This is a genomic window from Streptomyces sp. NPDC048191, from assembly GCF_040652655.1.
Taxonomy (GTDB): Bacteria; Actinomycetota; Actinomycetes; order Streptomycetales; family Streptomycetaceae; genus Streptomyces.
On the sequence record NZ_JBEZMO010000011.1, the window covers coordinates 193,908 to 217,170 of the forward strand.

A 23,263-nucleotide genomic window follows, 5' to 3' on the forward strand; every position below is an offset into this window, starting at 1 on the left:
GGTGGTCCTTGGATCAGTGGTCAGGCGGAGTGGCGGACTGAAGACGGCGGCAGGCTGCCCGGAGGCTGCGGGCACAGGGGGCGCGTGCCGTCCGGCGGTGCGCCGCCCCACGGACCGTCGGCGATCGTGGCGTTGGCGGCGGAACGGCTGGGTTCGAGGCCGCGGTGAATCCGGCGGCCGGGGCCGTCCGGGCCCTTGCCGCCGCCCTGGTCAACGGCCGCGGCCGGCGACGCCATGCCGCCGGCGACGTCCGGAGCCGGTGTGCCGGTCACCGCGGACGCGTCTGTGGCGTGGCGCTCCGCCGGAGTCCCGGCGCCGGTCGCTGTCGACGGCGGGATGCCCGCGCCGGTCCGCTCCGCACTGGTCGGCCTGACGCCACGCACCCGCCCCGGTCGCTTGCCGGCCGGGCCGGCCACGGCGAGGACGGTTGTCACCGGCGGCGGCACGAGGGCGAGGCGCCCGGCGGGCGCAACCGCCGGGCAGCGGCACGGCGGCGGGGTGGAGGGTGCGCTGTGGTGAGGCGCCCGGGAAACGGTGGGCAGGGCAGCGGATCCTCTCTCGACCGGCGCGAGCGCTGGAATGTTCGACAAGCGCACACTTTAGTCGCATGCGACCACACGACAATCACACCTGCACCCCTGTGCCATCCGTGACGGGAGCGGTTCGGCCGGCTCAGGAGGCCCTGAGCCAGTTGTCCACGCGGTGAACGGGGCGGACTCAGCCGGACGGGCCGAGGCGGGCCCCCACGAGGGGCCCGGTTCCGGCAGTCCGGTCAGCGGACGAAGGCGATCTCCGGATAGCTCTTCGTAGGCCCGTCGAGCAGTGCGCTGTGCTTCTTGCGCAGCTCCTGGTCGAAGAAGGCGGCGAGGTAGACACGCTGGATCTTGATCGCCCGGTTGGGGTCGATCGTGCCGTACTGCTGCTGCACCTGGGCCTGGGACATCCCGAGCAGGGGCGCGACCTGCGGCACCAGCCACTCGTTGTCGCTGAACGACAGGTGCCTGGAGGTGTGCAGCTGGATGTCGACCCGATACCCCTTCAGGTGGGGCCAGAGCTTGCGCCACGACGAGTCGTTGTTCCGGTTGTGCGTGCCGGAGCTGAACAGCATGAACGGGCGGCTCAGGTCCTTGCCCGGCGCCGAACCGAAGAACTGGCCGTCCAGGTTGGCGCCCGCGGCGATGCGGTGGTCGAGCTGCATGGCGGTGTCGACCGCCGCGCCGCCCAGGGACCAGCCGAACATCCCGATGTGGGACGTGTCCACGGTCTTCGTCAGACCGGAGGGGAGCTTGGCGCGGTCGGCGTCCGGGTTGCCGCCCTTGGCGATGGTGCCGAGCTGGTTGATGACGAAGCGGATGTCGGCGGCGCGCACGTCGAGCGTGTCGGAGGAGTGCGCGCCGGAGGGCATGGTGTTGACCTCGATCCGCCCGTTCGGGAACTGCACCTCGTTGGCGTCGTGGGTGTGGTCGACGGCGATGACGATGTAGCCGCGGCTGGCGAGGTCCTCGGCCAGGGCGGTGCCCATCGCGCGGTCCGAGTGCAGCCCGGTCGAGTACAGGAGCACGGGCAGCTTGCCCAGCTTGGTGGTGACCGGGGCGAGGACGTGGCTGGACGTCGTCGGCAGCGAGACCTGCTGCGGCGAGAGCCCGCGCGAGCGGAGGAAGTGGGCACCCGACCCCGACGGCATCCACGGCGCCAGGGGGTATCCGGAGGTCGAGGCGGCCGGATACCAGTACGTCACCATCAACTCGCGCGCGCGGTTGCCGGGCACGTACGGGTCCGTGCGGGACTTGTCGACGAGGTGCTGGCTGAAGGTGCCGACCTGGTAGGGCCCGCTCGGCGCGGGAAGCTTGAGCTGGACGGCGGAGGAGCGGCCACGGCTGAGCGTGGGGGCGGGGTGGGCGGCCTTGGGCAGGGCCGCGCTGTCGTTCTCGGGCGCCCAGTTCGTGGGGTCCTCGTCGGGCGACGACCCGCTGGCCGTCGGCTTGGCGGACGCCTTTCCGGCGGCCATCGACGGTGTCACCCCGGCACTGAGGGCGACGGCGAGCACACCTGCGGTACCGACCGCTCGCGCTATGAGTCTGCGGCGGTCGCGCGGTCTGCGGTGGTGCATGAAACTCCCCTGGTTGATCACGGACCAGCGGCCCGGCTGTGGTCAGGGGCACACCGTACCGCTGCCCGGTCCAACGGAGTTCGGGACCACCTGTTCACGGTGAAGACCTGTGACACGAAGACGCGGAGGCCGGTGCGCGTACGCGCGACGAAAGCCTCGCGAAATGTCCTGTGTGCGGCCTCCGGGCCACCTGCCGGCGCCCCGCTTGCCGCCGCGCTTCGGCCTCAACTCCCGGACGGGCGACTGCTGTTCGTCCGCTGCTTCCGCGCCGGTAACCGAGTCCGCTTCCCGGGGGGCGCACGGCTCGAGGCGGCTCGATCCGCTTCGGCGGGCGGCGCTCCTCTCCACGGCGCGGCCGCCCTCTAACACGACCCACCTCGCATCCCGCAGCGACACGCCGAGCCGCCTGAGGTGAGTCGATGTCAGAAGATCACCCAAAAGGCCGAATAGTACGTCAATCTGCTTTTTTATCGGGTTACTTGATGTGTCGTCGGCGTCCCGTGCGGGTGGGGCGTGGGGCCGCGAATACCCCGAACGGCTCCGGACTCCGGTCATTCGATATGACCGGTATGACTGCTATGGGTATGTTGATCACAGCTGGCTGAAGGGCCGGCGTCTCTGTGACAGAGCAGACAGGAGAAGCACCATGAAGGTCCCCCGATCCACCGTAGTCACCGCCGCCGTCGCGGGTGCCGCGGCTCTGGCCGCGACCGGTATCACCTACGCCTCCGCGGCCTCCGCCCCGGTGCCCCAGGCGGCCCCGGCCGCCGCGGCCGCCCCGGGCGCTGCCGCCCCCCTCGACGGCGGCGCCGCCGGTGCGGGCAAGGGCAACGAGGGCTGGAGCAAGGGCAACGAGGGTGGTGGTCCGCGTCCGCACTTCGAGGGCCGGATCTTCGTCAACGAGCGGTCGTACTCCTCCCGCCCGGGCGACTGCATCACCGTGGTCAGCGGTCTGGGCGCCAGGACCCTGAACATCCGCAACGACAGTCACAAGGCCGTCGAGGTGTTCCGCGGGGCGGTCTGCGACAACGGCGCTCCGGTCGCCACCGTCGGACCCTTCAGCTCCAGCAACGGTCTGCGCGTGTGCCCGCCGGAGGGCATCCACGTCAAGGACGGAGTGGTGGCCAGCTTCCGAGTGATCCGTCACTGGGAGGACTAGCCGGCTGAGGAGCCCCGGCCTGCCGGAATCGGGCCGGGGCTCCGAGCCCCGACCATTGTCTGACGACACAGGTGCCATGTGCACCCTGCCGGAGAAGGCACCAGGCGCTGCTCACCTGGTGCCCGGGCGGCCGTCCTTTCGTTCACGGGCCGGTCCGCCCGCTGATTTCAGCCTGAGCGCCCCCAGTCGTGCGTGTCCCGATGCCATGGCTGCCGGTACCCTTCCCGGCGTTTCCTCACCCCCCGAACGGGTGAGCAAGGCGGGGACCGCACGCCGGGGGCGCTCTCCTTTCCTCTGGGCGACGACCCGGAGCCCTGGTCGTGGTCACGTGGTGCCCGGCCGGAGGAAGCGGGGGGTAATCGGCCACCTGCACGACGGAGTACTCGTCCCAGGCTCTCTGTCGCCTGCCGAGCCCTTCGCGCCGGTGCCCGTGCCCCGCCCGCACCACTTCCTGCGGCGCCGGACCGGGAGAGGTGAGCCGTCCGCCCCGGCGGACCGGACAGCCCTCGCCCGCGCGACGTCCTCGTTCGCGTTCCCCCGTCCGGATGCGGCGGCCACCTGCACCACGGCATACGGGTGCCTCCCGGGCCGAAGCGCGGGAGGCACCCGTGTCGTGCCGGACGGCGGGGCGGTCAGTGCACCCAGACGTCGATCACCGGGGACACGACCCGCATGTCGCTGTCGACGAGACGCAGCCTGTTGTGGCCCTTCACACCCAGCACGACGCGCATGGTGTACGCCGAGCCCGCGTCCGTCTTCACCGACGCCGGCAGATTGGCCCAGCCTCGCTCGCCCACCTGCTGCTGGAGGGTGACCCGGCCGCCGGAGGGCACGTCGGCGACGCCGCGCAGGCGGAACTCCTCCCAGGTGCGCACGTGCGTCGCAGAAGCGTCCGCTGAGGGCGACACCGAAGCCGTGGCCGCCGGCTTGGGCTGGGGGGAGGGGGGTGAGGCCGCGGCAACCGCCGTGCCGACGAATCCGGCAACCACTACTGCGGCTACCGCTCCGGCACCCCAGATTCGTACCGTCTTGCGCATGCTCTGTCTCCCGGTGGTGGGAAAGGGGATTACCGGAAGCGTATGAACATGAAGGGTCTATCTGATCATTTGACACGAACTGTTGTCGTTGGCGTACCTCATTCAGCTGCGGTGACCTCACCGGGTGCCTCAACTCGGGCTTGAGCGCGCGCAGGCCGCCGCGACCACACGGCCGGCCCGAGGGTGCGTGCACCCTCGGGCTGCGGTGCGCGGATCGCGTCCTCGTCCGTGGTGGCGTGCCGGGGCCGACGGGCGTCCGGGGGCCGGCAGGGGAGCTGCTGGCCACCTCTGCGTCGATGTGCCCCCGGGCGCGAGCCGGGAGGTTCGGCCCCGGCAGCCGGGCAGTGGCCTTGACGCTTACCAGTAGTGCCGTCGGCCGGCGACCGCGTGCCCCATCGAGCCCAGGATCCACAGGACGGCGCCGACGATCAAGAGGATGATCCCGATGGTCCACAGGATGGATATTCCTGTAACGAAACCGATGATGAGCAGGATGACACCGAGGGCGATCATGATGGGCCTCCTGTTGAATCGCTCCTGCCGTCCGGGTGCCCCGAACCCGAAGTCGATACGCCCCCGGCACCGTGCAGAAATCCCCGGGGCAATTCCAGCGGATCCCGGTGCCCTGAAGGTGGATCCCGGTGCCCCGAAGGCTGCCGGGATGACCACCTGATCTGTTTCGTTACATAAAGCGTCACAGTCGGTACCCTGAGCGACCTCGAAGTACTGCTGCTCGTGACGAGCGAAATCCACCCGCACCGCTCCGGTAACATGATCGAACTCATGAGGAGCCCTCCTCACTCGTCCGTCACCGGGAGAACTGCGACATCTGGCACGGACAGTGACGTTCACCATCAACTGACTAAATCGGCCGAACAATTGATACCTAAAGCGTCGCGGGTGTTGTCGCGAAGAAGCTGCAGAACTGAATGCGCCGCATGGCGTGAACCGCGAACGATGCTGTGGGCCACCGCGGGCGTGGTGGCCCTGGGGTTCCTTGTCGCGCTGGAGATCGCCGCGCGTCACTACGGCCTGCCGGGGCCGGTCACCAATCAGCTGCGCGAGGTGGTACTGCCCCCCAAGTCGGGTTTCCTCCTGTACGCCAGCATGGCGCTGATGATGGTGGTACTCACCTGGCGGCAGCGGCTGATGGCGGCCTGTGCCGCGATCGGTATCGACGTCGCCTTCCTGGTCGTGCGGTGGGCGGCCGGTGTCGAGGTGACCGACGGACACCCCTTCGGCAACGGCGCCCTGTGGGTGATTCTGGGCTGTGCCTTCATCGCGGTCACACGCCGCAAAGGCGCGGAACGCGTCCTGCTGCTGAAGGGCGTCGGCCTGGGCCTGTTGCTGGTGGCCGGCCGCAAGGCAGGCGATACCTGGCTGCTCATCACCTCGAAGACCCGCCCCGCGGTCCTGGACCAGTACGTGGCGACCGCCGACCACGCGCTGGGCAACCCGTCCTGGGTGGCGGGCCGGATCGTCAGGGCCGGCGGCCCGATCGGCGCCCATGTTCTCGACTACGTCTACATCCAGCTCGCGGTGGCCGCGGTCGTCGTCGCGATGTACCAGCTGCGCAACGTGGCGGTCGAGCGCCGGTTCCCGCGCCATCATCTGGTGCGCACCTTTCTGGTCATCGGCCTTCTCGGGCCCGCCGTCTACATGATCTTCCCGGTCGTCGGACCGGTCTTCGCCTACGGCGCCGACGGCGGGCACTGGGCGGTGGCCAACCTGTGGCCGGACACCCCGCCGGCCAATGTCCCGCACCAGATGCCGTTCGACGAGCTCACCCCACGCAACTGCATGCCCAGCCTGCACACGGCGTGGGCCACCGCCATTTTCGTCCATTCCCGCAAGGGGCCACGGATTCTGCGGTTCGCAGGGGCGTTCTGGCTCATCGCCACGCTCGGTGCGACGCTCGGCTTCGGCTACCACTACGGCGTGGACCTCATCGCCGGCGTGGTGTTCGCGCTCACGATCGAGGCGGCACTGCGCTCGCTCGAACGGGGCTGGGACCGGAGCGGAATCCAACTGGTCGCGCACGGCGTGACGGTCTTCGCGGTGCTCCTGGTCTCCTATCGGTGTCTGCCGACGCAGATGGCCGCGCATCCGTGGATTTTCGGACCACTGCTCATTCTGGCGATGGCCTCAGTGGTCCACGGTTATGTACGGACCACCCAGCGGTGGGAACCGAAGACCGCGGCAGTACGGCAGCCGGAGCCTCAACCCGAACCCGCTTGAGTTTCCTTCGACGGCCGGGAGAGGGCCGGATCGGGGGCCGTCGGCCTCCGGTAGTCGTCGGCAGGGCGGTCAGGGGGAGGCATGCTCCTCCTGACCGCCCTGGGGGTGGATGGGTGGACTTCTTGGCTGTGCGGTTATGCGGTTGGCGGGCAGGAGTTACCGTCGACTGTCCGTCAGTTGCAGAAGTTGAGGAGGTCGAGGATGCCGTTGCCGCACTGGAAGTGCTCCCCGTCTCCGCCGCCGTGGCCGCCGTGGCCGTAGGCTGGCGCGGCCTTCGTGGCAACGTGCGTGGCGGGCGTCGCGGCCACGGCGGACGTGGCAGTCGCCACCCCCGCCGCACAGGCGATGCCCAGGGCGGCAGTCACCGCGAGCGCTCGCGGAATCCGGGAAACGGTCTTCTTCGGCTGAGGTGTAGTGTTCATGCACTCACCATGCACACCCACGTGATCATGTGCTCGTCGAGCGCATCCGAGCGGGTGAGCGACCTTCCACCGGGCCGGATCAGGGTTCTCATGCGGGGATACGCCGGCCTCGGCTGCTCGCGATACGCAGCACTTGTCTCAGTCGGCCACGGCAATTCCATGACGGCCCGTCGCGTCGGCCGGTCGGCCGCCTCGGCTGATTGGGCCGGTGCGAAGCTCCGCCCGCTTCCGCCGAGTCGGCACCCGGCACCCGTGTCGGAAGGCGCGACACCCTAGGCGCCCCCCTTCGCGGGCACGCACCTCAGGGCGAGGCCCGCGGCGGTCAGGTAGGCGAGGGCGCCCACGGCCATGGCCGTGCGCAGCCCGGTGCCGTAGTCGCTGCCCGTGGCCAGCAGGCTGCCGCCCAGGGCCACGCCCGTCGCGCTGCCGATCTGACGGGTGGTGTTGAACAGGGCGGAGGCCGCCCCAGAGTACTCCGGGGGCGCGGCGGCCATCACGGTGGCTGTCGAGCCGGTGAGGGCGAAGGAGGTGCCGAAGCCGGCGGCCATCATCGGGGCCACCAGCTCCGGGTAGGCGGCATCGGCCCCGGCCGCCGCCCATCCGGCCAGCCCCAGCGCCGCCAGCAGCATCCCGGAGACGACCAGCGGCCGGTCCCCGGTACGGCGGGACAGCCGCCCGGACAGGACGGAGGCGAACGTGGTCATCGCCACCGCCGGGAACAGCGCCGCGCCGGCCGCCAGCGCACTGAACCCCCGTTGGTGCTGGAAGTACAGGCTGGCGGTGAACACCATGCCGTAGAAGCCGAAGTTGAACAGCAGGCCGACGGCGGCTCCGCCGCTCATCGTGCGGGAGCGCAGCACAGTGAGGGGCAGGGCGGGTGCGCGTGCCCACCGCTCGCGTACGACGAACGCGGCCCCGGCCACAACCGCCAGTGCCAGTCCGGCGACGACGGCGGGGTCCGACCAGCCGCGGCGGCCCGCCTCGTTGAGCGCGGCGGTGAGCAGGGCCACCGCCGCGATCACCGCGCACTGCGCCGGCCAGTCCAGGGCACGGGTGGCGCGCCGCGGGGAGCGGTCAACGTGCCGCAGTGTGAGCAGCAGACACGTGGCCCCGACCGGCAGGTTGATGAGGAAGATCCACCGCCAGCCCACCGTGGTGACGAGCAGCCCGCCGAGCAGCGGTCCCGCGGAGGCGGCGATGCCCGCCATCGAACCCCACAGGCCGAAGGCCCAGGAGCGGGCCGCAGGCGCCGGAAAGGACTGCTGGAGCAGAGCGAGCGAACCCGGCACGATCAGCGCCGCGCCGAGCCCCTCCACCAGCCGGGCCGCCACCAGGGCGGAGGCGCTGGGGGCGAACGCGCACGCGGCCGACGCGAGCGTGAACACCCCCACGCCGCAGCAGAAGACCAGCCGGTTGCCGAGCCGGTCGCCGAGCGCGCCGCCGGTCATCAGGAATCCGGCGAGGACCAGGGTGTACCCGTCGGTGATCCACTGGATGCCGGTGAGCGAGGCCGACAGATCCCGGCCCACCACGGGCACGGCGACGTTGATGATCGTCACGTCCAGGATCACCATGAAGTAGCCCGCGCACACCGCGAGCAGCGGCGCCGGGGAACGCCGGCCGGGCCGCACGGCCGGCTCGGCGGCGGGTACGGGAGCCCCGGTCACGACGGCCGCACCCGGTCCCGGGTCCCGGCCGGGAACCGGCTGAGGGGACTGCCCGGCAAGAACACACGTTCCGCGCAGAGCGCCGGCCCCGTCGGCGCTCGCGGGACCCGGCTGCCGTCTTCTCCTGCCACCCCTCCATCTTGGCGGCCGGGCGCGGACCGGACATCTTGGACCCCACGGCCGGACCTGCGGCCCGGGCAGCGGCCGCGGACGCCCTCCACCGGGTCGAGGGGGCCGGCGCGCGGCGGAACAGGGATCGGGCTCCCTCGCGCGCGGAGCCGCACTCCCGGATGGCAGGATCAGGGGGTGTCCGTCATCAGCAAGCTGCAGATCAAGCCCGGTCAGAGTGTCGCGGTCCTGGGCAAGCCCAACGACGTCCACCTGGAGATCGAGGCCGGAGCCGACGCGGCCTCGGCCGATGCGGTACTCGCCTTCGTGACCGCCTCCGCCGACCTCCTCGGGGCGGAGGCGCAGGCGGCGCTCGCCGCCGCGCGGCGTGATGCCCTCGCCTGGGTGGCCTACCCGAAGGGCGGGAAGCTCGGCACGGACCTGAACCGCGACACCCTGGCCGCCGCGCTGTCCGAGCAGGGAGTACGCCCCGTGCGGCAGATCGCCATCGACGACACCTGGTCGGCGCTCCGGTTCCGTCCCGGCGACTGACCCCGCCGGTCTCAGCGCAGGTCGACGACCGTGCGGAGCTTGCCACTGGCCGGGGTGCGCTCGAAGGCCTCCCTCGGGACGTTCTGCACGGCCAGGGACAGCAAACCCTCCTCCAGCGCAGCGGCAAGCTCCGCGACCTCGCCCGTGACCACGGTGCGTGTGACATCGGGGCCGGGGGCGTACTGCTCGTCCAGCCGGACCGTCAGCTCCTCCCGGCCGGTGCCGGGGGCCACCGAGAGCTGCACCTCACCGTGGTACGCGAGCCGCTCCTCCAACGCCCGTACGACCCGGCGGTAGTTGACGAAGTACGTGCCCACGCGCACCACGTCGCCGTAGCGCCCGAGCAGTTCCAGGCGGGGCACGGCGCTTCCGCACGCACAGCCGCCCTCCACCGCACGTCCCAGATCACCGATCTCGTAGCGCTCCAGGCGCTGCCCGGCCCTGGCCCGGGAGGTGAACACCAGCCGTCCCGGTTCACCCGGAGCCACCGGCCGGTCCTCGCACGGGTCCAGGATCTCCAGCGTGTGCAGGTCGGTGAGCACATGGTGGACCGAGCCGGCGGAGGACGCGCACTGGTAGCCCAGAGGGCCGAGGTCGGTGCTGCCGTAGGCCGCGGAACGGATCACCTGCACCCCGAAGTCCTGGGCGAGCACCCTGCGTTGTTCGGCGGTGAAGTGCTCGCCGCCGTAGAACACCTTCCGGATGCCGCCGTAGGCACGCAACCGGTCCGCCTCGGCATGGAGCAGCTGCCACAGGTAGGACGGCATCCCGAAGAGGGTGTCGGCGCGGTGGGCGACCAGCGCCTCGGCGACCGCGGCGTGGTCGGGGCCCGCGGCGATCGGGAGCTGGGTGGCGTTCAGTCGCTCCAGGATGGAGAAGAAGCTGATGAAGCTTCCGTACATGCCGCCGCTGTAGAAGAGGTTGGCCGCCCGGTCCCGTGCCGGGTCGAAGCCGGCCGCGAGCAGCCCGTCCGCCGCGGCGCGCATCTGGTTGTCGTAGTCGTCGCAGGTGAACACCGACAGCGCGGGAGCGCCCGTGGAGCCTCCGCTGCGGAAATACAGGTGTGCGTGGCGCGGATCCAGGGTGGCGAGCGCACATTGCACGCCCTCCTTGCCGAGGAGCGGCGCGTCCGGAGCAGGAGGCAGCACCGGCGCCGCCACCAGGTCGTCCAGACAAGGTACCGTGCGGAAGTCCGCGTCCGCGGCGCGCACGCTCACCCTGCGGCTGTAGCGCTGCAACGCGTAGACGCCGTCGTGCGGTTCGCCCTCGTAGCTCTCCAGCATGGAGCCGACCGGTGTGACGCGGGTGACGCCCGCGACGAACATCGCGCGGGACAGCGCGGCCACGTCCGCACGGTCGCCGCCGATCGCGGCGGTCTGCAGGTAACGCCGCATGGGCCGCAGGGTCGCGGTGATCGCGTGCCGCGGGAGCGGCTTGACCCGGACGCTGCGGTGCAGCGGCGAGGCGTCCAGTGCGAGGCGCGTGTCGGCCAGCACCCGCCAAGAACCGTCCTCGGCGGCGAACACACGGGTGAGGCCAAGGTGTTGTTCGAGCCGTGCGAGCTGCTGCACGGTGCTGATCTCCGCCTGCTCCGCGGGACCCGGCGACGGCGCCCGACGCCCGTCGGAGACCTTCGCCAGGCGTGCGGCGAACCGGCCGGCGAACGCGAAGAGTTCCTCGCGGTCGTCGGTGTCGAGATACACCACCTGCGGGCTGGAGCACGCCTGCTGCTCCAGGCGGCAGACGTCTTCGGCGAGCGCGTCGAGCAAGCCGTCCTCGGACGCGGCCTGCCGGGTCAGGTAGGCGAAGGAGATCCGGTGGCCCCATTCGACCACCCGGCAACCCGGCTGGGCCAGTTCACCCGCCGCGCGCACCGCGTCCTCACCGCCCCACACCGCGATCGCGTCGGCCGGACCGCAGACCGCCCGGAGCCAGTCGTCACGCGCGGAGGAGAAACGCAGGGCGACGATCCGCTCGGCGATCAGCCCGGACGGGTCGGCCGCACCGAGCGCGGCCAGCACGTCGAGGGGGAGGGACGAGTCGGAGCTGCTGGTCTTCAGCACGTTCAGGTTGCCGGCCAGCAGTCCCTCCACGACACTCAGCGCAGCCACGGCCGTGGCGTTGCCCGGCGCGATGTGCACCAGTAGACCGACGGGCGCCCAGGCCTCGTACACCGTCTCGCGGGCGTCCGGCCGGGTCAGGCGTTCCGGGCGCAGGCCGCCCAGCTCGCGCCGCAGCTTGCGCTCCAGCGCCTCCCGGGTGAGCGCGGTCGCCAGCTCGGCCAGCACCGGCGCGGCCTCCTCCGCGGGCAGCTGCGCGGCCAGCCGTCCGTACAGGGCGGAGGCGGGATCGGCCAGGTCACGGCTGACCGCGGCACAGGCGCCGAGCACCACGTCGGTGGGCAGTGGGCGCGTCAGGGCCTGGCCCGCGAGCTCGGCCAGACCGGCGAGCCGTCGGCCTGCCTCGGCGTCGTCGACGAACTCGCCCTGCCAGAGGTGGAGTACGGAGGTGATCACGACATTCCCTTCATCAGTTCGGCGGCGGCGACCGCGCAGCTGCGGTTGCGGCTCACCCCGGCACGGCCGTGCACGGTGAACCAGTCGGTGGACAGCGGGCAGGGACACTCCTCGCCCGGGTGCAGCGACGCGAGGTCGCCCATCAGCACGCTCTGCGCGGGCACCGAGGTGATGTAGGGGCTGACCAGGTGCAGAAAGCCACGATCGCCGTACGGCAGCGGGCGCAGCGTCCCGGTGTCACGGACGGCCGCTCGCGACCACACCGGCACGTGCAGCCGGTGATGGCCGCACTCGACGTACGGCACGCAGTGCTCGACGGAGCCGAACGTGTCGCGGACGCGCTCCGCGGGGATCCCGAGGCGGTCGCCGACCTCGGCGTAGAAGGCGGCCTTGCCGATCTGCCGGTCGGCGTGCCCCTTCCAGCCGCCGCCGAGCACCACCAGCGATCCCTCGGGCAGCCGCAGCGGTGGCAGGCCCATCGACCGCATCCGCTCCAGGGTGAAGTACAGGAACGCGGGGAAGCCCAGGATGCGCACCGGCACGTCGTCCTCGGCGTAACGCCGGAGCGCCGCGATGCAGCCGTGCACGTCGAACTCGTGGCCGGTGCCGGTGTGCCGCAGGGCGTGCGTGGTGTGCCGGGCCGGGGCGAAGTCGCACAGGTAGTTGTCGGTGAACGAGGTGCCCAGTTTCAGCGCGGGAGCGGGCTCGTAGCTGTACAGCAGGTAGTTCACCGGCTGCCCGGGGGTGATCCAGCCGTAGTGGTCGAAGATCCGGGCCACCATGCGCTGCGCCGAACGGATGGTCCACTCGTCGAAGAACATCTGTGACTTCTGGCCCGTGGTGCCCGAGGAGGTCAGATGCAGGAACACCTCGTCGCGCGGGACCGAGAGCACTTCATGACGCTTGAAGAAGGCCGCGGGCACCAGCGGGGTGCGCACGCCCTCGCCGACGGTGGGAGCGGGTACTTCGGCCGGGTCCTCGAGCAGGGCGGCGAAGAAGGGGGAACGGCGGGCGTGCCAGGCGTTGGTCTCCGCCATGGCGGCGGCGAACAGCGCGTCGGCGTCGGGGCCGTCGGCGTACGGCTCCGCCAGGTCGCACAGGCGCTGCACCTGGCCGAGCGCCGCCGGGTCGGGAACCTCGACGGGAGCGAGATGGGGTTTCATCGGGACACCTCGTGAAGGGGCAGGTAGGTGGTGGTCCAGGCACTCAGATAGGCACCGAGGTACGGCTGGAGCAGCGGGCTGACCGCGGTCGTACGGAAGTCGATCTGGCGGCTCGTGCGCGAGAGCACGACATAGTCGTGGAGCCGGTCGTGGACGCGGCGCATCGCGGGGTAGACCGCGCTCGGGACGAATCCCGAGGCGAGGAACACCTCCAGCGCCTCGGTGTCGGCCAGCGGCACCAGTGCCTCGACATAGTCCGCGCCCGCGCGCGCGACCGACGCGATCAACGCCTCCAGGGCTCCCGCCACCGCGGACGGGCGGGGATGGACCGCGACCAGCGCACAACTGCCCGCTACCGGGTCGAGATCGGCGTACGCCTCGAAGCGGCCGTCGCAGGCCACCAGGACCGCGTTGGGCGTGTGCAGCGGGAAGAAGCGGTCGTCGGGCGCGGGGAACAGCTCCAGGAAGCGGCGCCGCACGAAGGCCGGGGCCACGACCAGCTCCAGCGGTTCCGCGCCGGCGGCGGGCACCGCACCGCGGCAGGGGGCGGGTCGCGTCCGGGCGTAGTCGATGCCGACGCCACGGGACGCGGCGGACAGCAGCGCCGCCAGCCGGTCGGGCACCCTCGCCACGGGTTCGCGGCGCTCCAGCACGCCGTCGGCGTAGCGGGCGAACAGCGCGAGAGTCTCGCAGCCCTCGACCTCGACGGCGTTGGGCAGCAGACCGAGCGGCCGGAATCCGTTGCGCACGACGACGTGCTGCGGACCTTCGGTGACCAGCCGGACGGTGGCGTACACCGAGTCCAGCAGGCGTGTGGCGAAGGCCGCGTCGCAGACCGCACCGGTCAGCCGGGAGGCCAGACCGCCGCCACGATGGCCGGGGTGCACCGCGAGTCCGACCAGTTTGCCGATGCGGCCCCCCGGTTCGGTCAGCACGACCGCGGAGCCGACCACGTCGCCCGCGGGGGAGCGGGCGGTGAGCCAGTGCGCGGTGCCGTCGGTGATCAGCCGGCGCATGACCACCGGGTCACTGCCGAGCGGCACCGGGTACCCGTGCCCGTACACCTCGAAGTACAGCTGCCGCAGCTCGGCGATGTCCTGGACGGATGCGGGGGAGAGGACCACGGTCACGACGCCTCTCCGGCCGGTACCGGGGCCGGTGCGTCCGACGCGCGCCGCCCGTCGCGGTGCGCGCGGCTGCCGAGCCACCACAGCGCCAGCGCGACCGGCACGAGCCCCGCGCCCTGCGCCAGACACAGCGTTCCGGCCGCCAGGTGGTCGCCCAGCGCGCCGAACACGAGCGAGGACACGGGGAACGTGGCGCCCAGCACCGCCTGCATGACCGCGAAGAAGCCCGGCTTGTCGGCAGCGGGCACCAGCCGCTGGAACAGCGCGACGAACCGTACGCCGATCACCCCCACGCACCAGCCGGCCACGGCCATCGACGCGAGGGCCGCCGCATGCCCGGTGACCAGTCCCGGCAGAGCGAGGGCCGCGGCCATCACGGTCAGGCACGCGCTGCCGACGGCGACGGGACGGCCGGGCAGCCGCCCGCCCGTGAACGAACCCAGCAGGGTGCCCGCACCGAGGGCCGTCTCCAGTGAGGCGACGGTCGAGCCGGTCGCGTGCAGCGCCTCCCGGCTGTACAGCGGCATCACGACGTAGACGGCGGTGGTGAAGACGTTGGCGGCGGCGAAGCAGACCAGCACACGGCGGATGAACGGCAGACCGGCCAGCACCCGCCGCAGCGAGCGCCGCTCCGGGGCCGGACCGGTCCCGGCCCCACGGTGCGGAAGGCGCGTGGAACCGACCAGCAGGGCAGCGAGCAGGTACGCGCCGCCGCAGACGGCGGTGACACCGGCCAGTGCGCCCGCATCGACCACGAGGGGGCCGAGCAGTCCTCCGCACAGTCCGGCGACGGACTGGGTGGACAGTTCGAAGCCGGTGGCCGACTCGATGTCGGCGTCGTCGACGAGCTCCGGCACCGAGGTGGTCAGACAGGGATCGAAGACCGCCTGACAGCCGGCCAGCACCAGCCCCACCGGGTAGGCGGCGGCCATGGGCAGGGCCCCCGCGCCGGCCAGGGCGGCGGCCGTCACGGCTACCGCGCCCGCCACGGTCGCCGCGCCGGCCAGCACCGTACGGTGTGCGTACCGCGCGACGATACGGGCGATCACCGGGGCGAGGGCCACCGCGGGCACGGTGCTCACCATGAGGAACAGGCCGGAGTCGAGCCCGCGGTGCTCGCCGCCCGCGAACCCGACGAGCCACCAGACGGCACCGACCTGGAACATGCGGCTCGCCGCCTGGGCGAGGAGCTGACCGGCCCAGACCCTGCCGAAGGACGGATTGCGCAGGACGAGCGGCAGTCGCCGGGCGCCCGCGGGTGCCGCGCTCACCTGTGCGGCCGTTCGTCGACGACCCGGACCAGTTTGCCCGAGCGGGAGTTGACCGCGAGGTCCCGGTGCCGCACCCATTCGACGTCGATCGGGTTCACGTGCCCGGCGGCGGTGGCGCTCGCGTAGAAGGGCCGTTCGGCGAGAACCGCGGCCACCACGGAATCACCCAACGCGGGCGGCACCCTGCCGGGATCGGCGACCGCGAGCCGCAGCACCAGGCCGTCCCGGCCGTCCCGGCGCCGCACCACGAGCTGCACACCGGTCACCTCGCCGCCGGTGTCAGCGGCCGTGACGACGCCGTGGACGTCCTCGGTGTAGAGGGAGACGGGGCCGACCCGCACGCCTTCCTCGGCACGCCCGAGGATACGGAAGACACCCGCGTCCCGGTCCACCCACTCGGCCCTGTCACCGGCCGGATAGCGCACCACCGGCATGAGCCGTCTGCGGAGATCGGTGACGACCAGCCGCCCCGTCACGCCGTTGCCGTCCACGGGTTCGGCGCTCTCGTCACAGAGGATCTCGACCACCGTGTGCGGCGTGAAGACACGGTGCACGCGCGGATCGCCGCCGGGCACGGCCTCGCCGAGGAGTCCCGCGTCGACGCTCGCGTACCCCAGGGAGCGTGGCTCGGCGTTCGGGAACGCGGCCCGCAGCAGGGGGAGTTGGTCTCCGAAGAGGCACTCCCCGCCGAAGAGGAGCAGTTCCACGTCCGGCAGGGTCCGGTGCGCGCCGGCCAGACGCTCGGCGAGGGAGCAGAGCGTGGTCGGGGTGCCGGCGACGACCTCGACCCGGAATTCCGCCAAGGTCGCCACGGTGGATTGCCAGGGCGTCGCGCCACCGATGGGCAGACGGACGTTGGACACGGGGGAGCGGTGCAAGGCGTCGAGCACGAAGCTGAAGCTCGCGTACAGGTCGCCCGCGTAGAAGAGATCCGCCACCCGGTGACCGGGCCGCAGGCCGGCGGAGACGAGCCCGGCGCCGAACGCGGCGGTGAATTCACGCCATTCGGTGCGGGTGTAGTAGGAGAACTTCGGCGAGCCCGTGGTTCCGCCGCTGCGGAATACGACCGCCTCGTTCAAGGGGGCGGTGAGGAGCCGGTTGTCGCGGGGCGTGTTGGCTCGCCAGAATTCGGCCTGGGGCACCACCGGGAGATCCGTGAGGCAAGTCACGTGATCGGGAAGGTGGGCGTAGAGATCGCGGTAGAAAGGCGAGTTGTGCCGGGCGAAACGTATGAGTTCCGCAATTGGTTGAACGGGCATCAATTCCTGCTCGAAGGCGTGGGCCGCCGGCACGAGAAAAGCCGGCAGAGGGCGACGGATGGGTCCGCTGACGTGGACTTCGTTCGCTGAAGGTGTGCGTGAGCGGACGCTCGTGACGAGCGGGCGTCCGGAGGCGAGTTTATCTCACCATTCGGGACGGGCTTGCGCCAACTGGCCATCGGTTAAAAGGGCATTGATGCGCCACGGACGGGTTGTGGCGAAATTTGGTTCCCGGCCGGCCGGAGACGGTGATCACATCCAACGTGTCACCCGTAAAGGCTCTTTGAGGGGACTCAAGGGAACCTTATGGAAAACCGGGGACCGCCGGCAGACGGCTCGTGGCCGGATCGGCGGTCGCGAGGTCGCCGGTAGCCGGTCGCCAGGCTGTGCTCGGCATGGTGGACGTGCCCCGTCCGGCGGCCGTGGCATGCGCCCCCGAGCGGTGGTCCGCGCACCGACCGGGATTGCCCGGCGAAGAAGTGTTATCCGGGGCGCGTCGAACGGTCTCCCAGGTAACGGGCACAATCGTGCGGTCTCGAGGACAGGAAGCATGGGTATGAGCACGCAGGACGCGATGGAGACGGCGGCACTGGTCACGGCTGCCCGAGAGGGCGACACGCAGGCACAGGACGCCTTGGTCAACGCGTACCTCACCCTGGTCTACAACATCGTCGGCAGGGCCCTGAACGGCTCGGTCGACGTCGACGACGTGGTGCAGGAGACCATGCTGCGGGCCCTGGACGGCCTGGGCGGACTGCGTACGCCCGAGCGTTTCCGCTCCTGGCTGGTGGCCATCGCGATGAACCAGGTCCGGGAGCACCGGCAGAAACGTCTCTCCGCCCCCGGCGGGGTCGAGGAGGCCGAGGATCTGGCCGATCCGGGAGCCGACTTCGTCGACCTGACCGTCGTCCGGCTCCAGCTCAGCGGGCAGCGCCTGGAGACGGCGCGGGCGACACGCTGGCTCGAGCCCGACGACCAGGAACTGCTGTCCCTGTGGTGGCTGGAGTGCGCCGGCGAGCTCACTCGGGCCGAGGTCGCCGCGGCTCTCGACCTCACGCCTCAGCATGCCGCGGTCCGGGTCCAGCGGATGAAGGCACAGCTGGAGGCGGCCCGGGTGGTGGTACGAGCGCTCGACGCACGGCCGCTGTGCGAGGAACTCCGGGCCGTGCTGGCTTCCTGGGACGGCAGACCCTCGGCCCTGTGGCGCAAGCGAATAGCCCGGCACGCGCGCGGCTGCACGCGCTGCAGCGGGTTGTGGAGCGGGCTGATGCCCGCGGAGGGGCTGCTGGCCGGTCTGGCACTGATCGCGGCGTCACCCGCACTGCTTGGCCTGGTCTCGTCCGGCCCGGGAAGGCTTGCCCCGGCCGGCGCTGTCGCACCGCTCGACAGCCAGGGGAGCGGCACGGCACCGGGCCCCGGCGGCGGGCGGCGTGGCATACGGGGCCGTTCCGGTCCGCGCAGCCAGTCCCGCCGGCGTCGGCGCATGCGCCGACGGGCCGTCGGTGGCGCCGTGGTCGCGGCCTGCGTGGCGGGCGGCGGCCTGTGGTACTTCGGTACCGACCCCGGCGCCGACACCGCGAACGCCGAACGAAGTACGGCCGTCCCCATCCGGGACCTCTCCACGCCCGGCGCCGAGGACGGATCACCGTCGCCCTCGCTTTCTCCGACTCCGTCCCCTTCCGTGACGAGGCCGAAGAAGGCGAGCACCTCGAAGTCGGCGAGCCCCGCCAGGAGCAGCGCACCCGCAGCCCCGAAAACCCCCCGCAAGGCGACTGCCACGGCAAACGCGCCGCAGCCCCAGCCGGATGCGACCGACGTCACCGGCCAGGTCGTCGCGCTGGTGAACAAGGAACGGTCAGCCGCCGGCTGCGGTCCGCTCACCGAGGATCCGCAACTGCAAAAGGCGGCCCAGGGCCACTCCGACGACATGGCCGCACGCCACTTCTTCGACCACACCAACCCGGACGGCGCGGACCCGGGGCAGCGCATCACCGCCGCCGGCTACCGCTGGTCCACATACGGCGAGAACATCGCCCAGGGCCAGCAGACCGCCGCAGCGGTCATGGAGTCCTGGATGAACAGCCCCGGCCACCGGGCGAACATCCTCAACTGCTCCTTCAAGGACATCGGCGTGGGCGTCCACAAGGGCGCCGGCGGTCCCTGGTGGACCCAGGACTTCGGCGCCAAGATGTGAGGCGTTTCCGATGGGGCCTCGGCAGGAAGTCGAAGCCGCCGGGCCCTCCGGGAGTGCTTCTGCCAACGGCCGCGGTCGGATGATCGTGTTGGGTGATACGAGGCCACCCGGTCAACTTCTTTGTGCCATCCGCCAGTACGGCGGCCGGAGAGGGGCGGAGCAGACTTTCGCCCACGACCGCGCCCCGGCCGGCCAGTGAATCCGGAGGGCCGGCGCGGCCACGTACCGGACGGAACACAGAGGGGGCAGCACGTGGGCGTGCAGCAGTACGACGAGATCGGCGAGGCGTTCGAGGGGTTCAAGTCCCTGCCGCTGATTCGTTACGGGGAGGTACCGAGCTTCCTGGGCATGGTCGGGGACGTGAGCGGCAAGTCGGTTCTCGACCTGGCGTGCGGCACCGGGTTCTACAGCAGGGAGTTGAAGCGGCGCGGTGCCACGGACGTCCTCGGTGTCGACATCTCCGTCGAGATGATCGCCGCCGCGCGGGAGATGGAGCAGCGCGACCCGCTGGGTGCGCGCTACGAGGTCGGTGACGTGGCCGAGCTGCGGCCTCTCGACCGGCGCTTCGACATCGCGGTGGCAGTGCAGTGCCTCAACTACGCCGAGGACATCGCGGCGATGGAGCGGATGTGCCGCAACATCCACGGGAGTCTGGTGCCGGGCGGAGAGTTCTTCGTCCTCGCCCAGAAGCCCGACTACCGGTTCGACTGTGCGTCCCTGGACAAGTACGGGTTCCGCTGCGAGCCGACCGGCGAGGAGACCGAGACCGGTCCACGGGTGCGGGTCACGGCCCTCCTGGAGCCGCAGCCGATCAGCATCGTCTCCGGGGTCCCGCGCCGCGAGGTATACGAGAAGTGTCTGCGGGTGACCGGATTCAGTGAGGTGGAGTGGGTTCCGCTGCAGGCGTCCGAGTCCGGCATCCGTGAGTTCGGCGAGGACTTCTGGGCGGACCTCCTCGCGCACCCGCCGCTGGAGATGCTGCGCTGCCGCGCCTGATCGGCCGGCCGTCCGGACGGTCACTCCCGAAGGGGCAACCTCGGTGTCGAGCGGCATGGCCGCCCGTAGCGTCCTCCGGCCCGGCGGGCAGTGGGCCCTGACGCCCCGGAAGAGCTGCCTGCCGGATCGGCGGACCGGTGACGGCCGCTTCCCCGGACCGATCGTGCCCGGTCGACCACCCAGGTACGTCGCGCGTGTCCATGGCCAGGGCGGCGGACCGCGGCCCCTCGGGCGACGGCTCGCTGCCCCGGCAAGCGCTGGAGGCTAAACTCCGGCATCGTGAAATGAGGGCGTCGACAAGGGGCGTGGGGCCGGCGATGGATCTGGTACTGGACCCACCGCGCGGAGTCGCGCCGATCCACCTGGGCATGACGCTCGACGAGGCGCTCGCCGCAGTGCCCGACTGGGGCGAGCCCCGAGTACTGCAGCGCCCGCGCCGAAACTCGGCGAAGGCGTCATGGACCCTGGACCACGTCGGCGTACAGGTTCTGGCCGAAGGCGGCACACGCGTCACCGCGATCGAGCTGTGGTGGCCGGGGGAGGGCCGCACATCGAGCACCCGCGTCCTGCTCGACGGGGACGAGGTGTTCACCACCCCCGCCGCAAGGCTCTTCCAGCGCGCCGCCGAACGAGGCTGGACGGTGGACACGGCGCACCCCGAGCACCCGGTCGTTCCCGGGGTGTCACTGGGCTTCACCCGGCAGACCTCGCAGGAGGTCGAACGAGACGCGGCCGGCCTGCCGAAGTACGTCACCTCGGTTCTGGTGGCCGGCAAGGACTATTACCGGGACTCTTGCGGATAGTCCCTGGTCCGGCCCTACGGCCGTGACCTGGTCGCCGACTTGTTCCACGATGCCGACGGACTCGTGCCCGAAGGGGGCGGTGGGGGCGGGTCAGAGGTCGCGGGTGCGGGGGCCGGCGTATTCGGTGTCGGTGACGTGGCCGAGCCGGTCAGCCCGACATCGGCGGTCGTACCGCGGACGGTGCGGTGTTCACCACGGGTCAGGTCAGTCCGTACCCAGCGCCGTGAGGAGGCGGCTGCAGCGGGCTGTCATCTCGGCCGCGCTCTGCTCGGGGTGGTCGGACCACCAGCGCATCACGGCGGTCACGGCGTACTGCCAGACCTGGTTCAGGAGTTGATGATCCAGCGGGTCGTCGTGTCCGGCGTGGGTGAGGAGGCCGGTGGCGCCCGCGGCTCCCATGGCGGCGAGCCGTCCGCGGTAGTGGTTCACGGCGTGGCGCAGCTCGCCGGCCGGCGGCAGCGCCGGGTCGTAGAGGACGGACCACGCGTACCGGCAGCCTTCGACCGACGTGAAGATCGCGGAGAGTGTGTCCAGCGCGTGCCCGGTGGTACCACTGCGGGACCGGGCTGCGGCCACGGAGTCCACGAGGAGGCCGCCCACGCGGTGCACGCAGGCGAGGTAGAGGCCGTCCTTGGACTCGAAGTAGGTGTAGATCAGAGGTTTGGAGATCCCCGCCCGTCGTGCGACGGCAGCGACGGAGACACCGGCGTAGCCGTGTTCGCCGAACTCCTCCACGGCCACGTCGACGATCTGTCCCTCCCGGTCGGCACGAGAGACGCCCTTGGTTCCGGCCTTGCCCATGGGCGCCACTGTAGTCCACGATGTGACCTATTAGTAATTTACCCATGGGTCAATTCGAGGGGGCCGAGATCGTGGGACGGTCGTGGTGGGGATGGGGAAACGACGAGGACGCCGTGCGCGGTGCCGAACTCGAGACCCTGCTGACGCGTGTGCAGGCGCTGATGCCGGAGGAGTTGACCGATCACGAGCCCCCGGACATCTCCTCGCTGGACCTGCCCGGGCCCCGCGTCACCCCGCCGGCCTCGCTCGCCGCCCTGTGTTCGGCGGAACCGGAGGACCGGGCCGCTCACGCCCACGGCAAGGCGTTCCGGGACGTGGTGCGCAACCTGCACGGGGACCTGCGCCATGTGCCGGACCTCGTCGCCCGGCCCGCCGGGGAGCGGGACGTGATCGATCTCCTCGACTGGTGCAGCCGCGAGGGCGTCGCCGTGGTGCCGTACGGCGGCGGCAGCTCGGTGGTGGGTGGCGTCGAGCCGCGGTGTGACGGCCACCCCGCCGTGGTCACCGTCGACCTCGGGCGTATGAACCGGGTCCTGGAGGTCGATCCGACGAGCCGTGCCGCTCGGATCCAGGCCGGCGCACTGGGCCCGCACCTGGAGGACCAGCTGCGACCGCACCGGCTGACGCTACGCCACTTCCCGCAGTCCTTCGAGTTCTCCACTCTCGGCGGCTGGCTGGCCACCCGCGCCGGTGGCCACTACGCGACGCTGTACACGCACATCGACGATCTCGTCGAGTCCATGCGCGTGGTGACGGGGGCCGGGGTGAGCGCCTCGATGCGGCTGCCGGGCTCCGGCGCGGGACCGTCACCGGACCGGCTCTTCCTGGGCAGCGAGGGATCGCTGGGCATCATCACCGAGGCGTGGATGCGTCTTCAGGAGCGCCCCCGTTGGCGTGCCAGGGCGTCCGTGCGGTTCGGTGACTACACGGCGGCGGTGGCAGCGACCCGGGCGATCGCGCAGAGCGGGCTGAACCCGGCGAACTGCCGCCTCCTCGATGCGGCCGAGGCGCTGATCAACGCCGGTGTCGGCGTCGGCGGCGGGCTGCTCGTCCTCGCCTTCGAGTCGGCGGACCATCCCGTCCGTCCCCACCTGGACCGGGCCGTGGAACTGTGCCGTGACCACGGCGGAGAGCCGGCCGTCGACACCGACGCGGAGTCCGGGGGAGACGGGGAGGGAGTGCCGGAGAAGGCCATTGGCGGTGACACCCCCGCGGCGACCTGGCGCTCGTCGTTCCTGCGGATGCCCTATCAGCGTGACGCGCTGGCCCGGCACTCGGTGATCGTCGAGACCTTCGAGACGGCCTGCACCTGGGACCGCTTCGAGGTCCTCCACCATACGGTCACCGAGGCAGCCCGGCAGGCCATCCACGAGGTCGCCGGAACCGGGGTGGTGACCTGCCGGTTCACCCACGTCTACCCCGACGGCCCGGCACCGTACTTCGGGGTGTACGCGCCGGGCCGCTGGGGCAGCACGGTGGCCCAGTGGGACCACATCAAGGACGCGGTGTCCGAGGCGATCCACACGTGCGGCGGTACGATCACCCACCACCACGCGGTCGGGCGGGACCACCGTCCCTGGTACGACCGCCAGCGTCCCGGCCCCTTCGCCGCAGCTCTGACAGCGGCCAAGACCGCGCTGGACCCGGCCGGCGTCCTCAATCCCGGGGTCCTCCTTCCGGCGCCCTGACCCCTGGCCGCTGCGTGGAAACCCTGGTGGCGGACGGCCCGGAGCGACGGACGGGCGCGGCACGGACGGGGGACAGCGCGACGGAGCTTCCGTAGGTGTGACCAAGCGGGAGCGACAGGACGGACACGGCGTCCGCCGACGGCCGGGCCCGA

Annotated in this window: 19 protein-coding genes; 7 read left to right on the plus strand and 12 right to left on the minus strand. The window is 71.5% G+C overall.

Annotation, left to right across the window (positions count from 1 at the left end):
• Positions 1-20: 20 nt before the first annotated feature.
• The gene (locus AB0D93_RS20125) at positions 21-416 is read right to left on the minus strand and encodes a hypothetical protein (RefSeq protein WP_362121029.1); all 396 of its coding nucleotides are present in this window, start codon (positions 414-416) and stop codon (positions 21-23) included.
• 356 nt (positions 417-772) lie between these two features.
• Entirely contained in the window at positions 773-2,110 is a 1,338-nt protein-coding gene (locus AB0D93_RS20130; protein ID WP_362121031.1) for a hydrolase, read from the minus strand.
• A 646-nt stretch (positions 2,111-2,756) separates the two neighbouring features.
• Between AB0D93_RS20130 and AB0D93_RS20135 the strand changes: the two genes are divergently transcribed.
• Complete coding sequence (locus AB0D93_RS20135) at positions 2,757-3,269, plus strand: hypothetical protein (RefSeq protein WP_362121033.1); 513 nt, start codon at positions 2,757-2,759, stop codon at positions 3,267-3,269.
• A gap of 632 nt (positions 3,270-3,901) precedes the next feature.
• Here the strand turns inward: AB0D93_RS20135 and AB0D93_RS20140 are convergent.
• Both AB0D93_RS20140 and AB0D93_RS20145 read right to left on the minus strand, forming a co-directional pair.
• Positions 3,902-4,144, minus strand: coding sequence for a hypothetical protein (locus AB0D93_RS20140; RefSeq protein ID WP_362121035.1), 243 nt, complete (start codon positions 4,142-4,144; stop codon positions 3,902-3,904).
• 519 nt (positions 4,145-4,663) lie between these two features.
• Positions 4,664-4,819 (minus strand): DUF6131 family protein, encoded by a 156-nt coding sequence (locus AB0D93_RS20145; RefSeq protein ID WP_362121037.1) that lies wholly within the window; start codon positions 4,817-4,819, stop codon positions 4,664-4,666.
• 444 nt (positions 4,820-5,263) lie between these two features.
• Here AB0D93_RS20145 and AB0D93_RS20150 point away from each other — a divergent pair, with 444 nt between their 5' ends.
• Positions 5,264-6,544 (plus strand): phosphatase PAP2 family protein, encoded by a 1,281-nt coding sequence (locus AB0D93_RS20150; RefSeq protein WP_362121039.1) that lies wholly within the window; start codon positions 5,264-5,266, stop codon positions 6,542-6,544.
• A 173-nt stretch (positions 6,545-6,717) separates the two neighbouring features.
• Here the strand turns inward: AB0D93_RS20150 and AB0D93_RS20155 are convergent, their stop codons facing one another.
• Both AB0D93_RS20155 and AB0D93_RS20160 read right to left on the minus strand, forming a co-directional pair.
• The gene (locus tag AB0D93_RS20155) at positions 6,718-6,966 is read right to left on the minus strand and encodes a hypothetical protein (RefSeq protein ID WP_362121041.1); all 249 of its coding nucleotides are present in this window, start codon (positions 6,964-6,966) and stop codon (positions 6,718-6,720) included.
• Positions 6,967-7,238: 272 nt separating this feature from the next.
• A complete protein-coding gene (locus AB0D93_RS20160; RefSeq protein WP_362121042.1) occupies positions 7,239-8,633 on the minus strand; it encodes an MFS transporter in 1,395 nt (464 codons plus the stop codon).
• A 306-nt stretch (positions 8,634-8,939) separates the two neighbouring features.
• On the opposite strand from AB0D93_RS20160, the gene AB0D93_RS20165 reads away from it, so the two are divergent.
• Positions 8,940-9,293, plus strand: a complete 354-nt coding sequence (locus AB0D93_RS20165; RefSeq protein WP_362121044.1) for a hypothetical protein — start codon at positions 8,940-8,942, stop codon at positions 9,291-9,293.
• 11 nt (positions 9,294-9,304) lie between these two features.
• Here the strand turns inward: AB0D93_RS20165 and AB0D93_RS20170 are convergent, their stop codons facing one another.
• Genes AB0D93_RS20170 through AB0D93_RS20190 form a run of 5 tightly spaced genes read right to left on the minus strand, consistent with a single transcriptional unit; the run spans position 9,305 to position 16,629 of the window.
• Positions 9,305-11,809 carry an acyl-CoA reductase gene (locus tag AB0D93_RS20170; protein WP_362121046.1) on the minus strand — a complete coding sequence of 835 codons (2,505 nt, stop codon included), beginning with the start codon at positions 11,807-11,809 and terminating at the stop codon, positions 9,305-9,307.
• A complete protein-coding gene (locus tag AB0D93_RS20175) occupies positions 11,806-12,972 on the minus strand; it encodes an acyl-protein synthase (RefSeq protein WP_362121047.1) in 1,167 nt (388 codons plus the stop codon). Before AB0D93_RS20175 ends, AB0D93_RS20170 begins: the two co-directional genes overlap by 4 nt.
• The gene (locus AB0D93_RS20180) at positions 12,969-14,102 is read right to left on the minus strand and encodes a GNAT family N-acetyltransferase (RefSeq protein ID WP_362121049.1); all 1,134 of its coding nucleotides are present in this window, start codon (positions 14,100-14,102) and stop codon (positions 12,969-12,971) included. The genes AB0D93_RS20175 and AB0D93_RS20180 overlap by 4 nt, the downstream gene beginning before the upstream one ends.
• Complete coding sequence (locus tag AB0D93_RS20185; RefSeq protein ID WP_362121051.1) at positions 14,099-15,370, minus strand: MFS transporter; 1,272 nt, start codon at positions 15,368-15,370, stop codon at positions 14,099-14,101. The genes AB0D93_RS20180 and AB0D93_RS20185 overlap by 4 nt, the downstream gene beginning before the upstream one ends.
• Positions 15,367-16,629: a phenylacetate--CoA ligase family protein gene (locus tag AB0D93_RS20190; RefSeq protein WP_362121053.1), complete on the minus strand. Its 1,263-nt coding sequence runs from the start codon at positions 16,627-16,629 to the stop codon at positions 15,367-15,369. Before AB0D93_RS20190 ends, AB0D93_RS20185 begins: the two co-directional genes overlap by 4 nt.
• A gap of 556 nt (positions 16,630-17,185) precedes the next feature.
• Between AB0D93_RS20190 and AB0D93_RS20195 the strand changes: the two genes are divergently transcribed.
• The 3 genes from AB0D93_RS20195 to AB0D93_RS20205 all read left to right on the plus strand — a co-directional run bounded on the left by AB0D93_RS20195 (position 17,186) and on the right by AB0D93_RS20205 (position 20,622).
• Entirely contained in the window at positions 17,186-18,823 is a 1,638-nt protein-coding gene (locus AB0D93_RS20195) for a sigma-70 family RNA polymerase sigma factor (protein ID WP_362121055.1), read from the plus strand.
• A 252-nt stretch (positions 18,824-19,075) separates the two neighbouring features.
• Positions 19,076-19,819 (plus strand): class I SAM-dependent methyltransferase, encoded by a 744-nt coding sequence (locus AB0D93_RS20200; RefSeq protein WP_362121057.1) that lies wholly within the window; start codon positions 19,076-19,078, stop codon positions 19,817-19,819.
• Between the two features lie 317 nt (positions 19,820-20,136).
• Positions 20,137-20,622, plus strand: a complete 486-nt coding sequence (locus tag AB0D93_RS20205) for a hypothetical protein (RefSeq protein WP_362121059.1) — start codon at positions 20,137-20,139, stop codon at positions 20,620-20,622.
• A 204-nt stretch (positions 20,623-20,826) separates the two neighbouring features.
• On the opposite strand, the gene AB0D93_RS20210 is transcribed toward AB0D93_RS20205, so the two are convergent.
• Positions 20,827-21,423: a TetR/AcrR family transcriptional regulator gene (locus tag AB0D93_RS20210; RefSeq protein ID WP_362121060.1), complete on the minus strand. Its 597-nt coding sequence runs from the start codon at positions 21,421-21,423 to the stop codon at positions 20,827-20,829.
• A gap of 44 nt (positions 21,424-21,467) precedes the next feature.
• Here AB0D93_RS20210 and AB0D93_RS20215 point away from each other — a divergent pair, with 44 nt between their 5' ends.
• Positions 21,468-23,111, plus strand: coding sequence for an FAD-binding oxidoreductase (locus tag AB0D93_RS20215; protein WP_362121062.1), 1,644 nt, complete (start codon positions 21,468-21,470; stop codon positions 23,109-23,111).
• The last annotated feature ends 152 nt before the right edge of the window (positions 23,112-23,263 follow it).